The following is a 1,690-nucleotide window of genomic DNA, read 5'->3' on the forward strand; positions in this document are numbered from 1 at the left end:
CGTGCTGGAACACAGTGGCGATCTCGTGCGTGCCCTCCATCCCCGGGTGCAGCCCACCCGCGGTCCCCACGTTCACCAGCTCGCGGGGCCGGGTGCCGCCGAGCGCGTACGCGACGGCCAACGCCGCCCGCACCTTGCCGACGCCCGTCACCAGGACGGGAAAATCGGTGACGAAGTGCCGGGCCTCCTGTTCGAGCGCGACGACGACGAGCGGGTGCGACGGATCCACGGTGCCGATGATGTCCACCTGATCCACGCTAGTCGCAGCGTCGCCGCGTGTTCATCCGCGACCGATAGCCTCGCGGTGATGACAGACCCTTCCGTGACAGGCTCCTCGGTGACCGGCCGGGGCGCGACCTACTGGGGTCTCGCCCTGATCGCGTTCATCGCCGAGATCTGCCTTGTCATCGGCGCCGGGGAGCTCGGCTGGACCCTCGGCCGCCACGTCGGCATGGGAGTGGGCGTCGCGTCGGCGGTGGTCGGTGCGGCGGGGGTCATCGTCGTGTGGGGCCTGTTCTTCTTGCCCAAGGGCGCGCGGCGGATATCCACCTGGCCCCGGGCGATCATCGGCGGCGGTGCGGGGCTCGCGATGGGCGCGGCGCTCCTGGCGCTCGGGTCCCAGGCGGTCGGGATCGCGCTGCTGGTGGCCGGGCTCGCCGTGTTCGCGACGCAACTGGGCATGGCGTCCGGAGCGACATCGCCACCCGCCCCCGCGCCCAGATGAAGGAACCTTCCTCAGCGTTTCATCTTCGCCACATCCCGGCTTCCTAGGGTGAGAACCAGATGGCCACAGCGCCTCGCCGCGCTGAGCCTTCCCGCCCGAGCCCCTCCCGTCGAGCCCCGAGGTGATCGAAAAATGTCCACCCAGCTTTCCAACGCCTGGCCCTCCAACCCCAAGCTCTCCAACATCAAGTCCGCCAGCACCCGCCCCGCACCTCGCCACGCGCTCCTCGCGATGCCCGTTGCCGCACTGCTCGCGGTGGCCGGATGTTCTTTCGGGGGCGACGACGACAACACCGCGTCGACCGTCACCGCGACAGTGACCGCTCCGGCCCGGACCGGCACTCCCGCCGCTGATCAGGACGATTTCGATCCCGCCAACTGCTCCACCGACCGATCGGGGCAGGACATCAACGGCGACGTCTACGTCCGTAGTGGGCAGACCTGCGTCCTGTCCGACCTCGCGGTCTCCGGCGACGTGGACGTGCTCGGGGACGGTCGTCTCGAGCTGCGCAACGTGCGGGTCGCCGAGGATGTCGAGGCCGAAGGCCACGCGTACGTCTCGGTGACCGGGGGCGAGGTCTCCGGATCGATCGAACTGGAGCACGGCGGCGAAGCCGTGGTGGAGAACGTCCGCATCGGCGGCAGCCTCGAGTCCGAGGAGAACTCAGGGCCGCAGCGTTTCCATGGCAACACGATCGGCGACGACCTCGAGTGCGAGGACAACGCTCAGACCCCGACGGGCGGCGGTAACCAGGTTTCCGGCGAGCGGGAGGGACAGTGTTCCGGCCTGTGATAACGCCCTTGTCGTCGTGATAACCGCGCTACACCGCGGTCAGTCGGTGGGCGGATCCCACCAGCGGTCATCCTCGGGCCCGAGGGGCAGCCGGGCCACCACCTCGTGGCGGGCGCGGCCACGCGGCCCCTCGCCGAGGAACGAGTCGATGAGCGCGATCTCGCCCACCCGCCA

The 1,690-nt window shown here is 69.9% G+C and carries 3 protein-coding genes and 1 pseudogene; 2 read left to right on the forward strand and 2 right to left on the reverse strand.

What is annotated here, in order from left to right; translation table 11 throughout:
• Positions 1-247: phosphorylase family protein (locus G6016_RS17740; protein WP_479682414.1), on the reverse strand; the 247-nt coding region annotated here is incomplete at its 3' end.
• Positions 248-307: 60 nt separating this feature from the next.
• On the opposite strand from G6016_RS17740, the gene G6016_RS15265 reads away from it, so the two are divergent.
• Both G6016_RS15265 and G6016_RS15270 read left to right on the forward strand, forming a co-directional pair.
• Positions 308-724, forward strand: a complete 417-nt coding sequence (locus tag G6016_RS15265) for a DUF2568 domain-containing protein (protein WP_182633464.1) — start codon at positions 308-310, stop codon at positions 722-724.
• Positions 725-856: 132 nt separating this feature from the next.
• Positions 857-1,516 carry a hypothetical protein gene (locus G6016_RS15270; RefSeq protein ID WP_241730363.1) on the forward strand — a complete coding sequence of 220 codons (660 nt, stop codon included), beginning with the start codon at positions 857-859 and terminating at the stop codon, positions 1,514-1,516.
• Between the two features lie 39 nt (positions 1,517-1,555).
• Here the strand turns inward: G6016_RS15270 and G6016_RS17565 are convergent.
• Positions 1,556-1,690, reverse strand: a pseudogene (locus G6016_RS17565) (RNA 2',3'-cyclic phosphodiesterase); the annotation flags it as partial.

The sequence above is a fragment of the Dietzia aerolata genome, from assembly GCF_014144865.1.
Lineage (GTDB): Bacteria > Actinomycetota > Actinomycetes > Mycobacteriales > Mycobacteriaceae > Dietzia > Dietzia aerolata.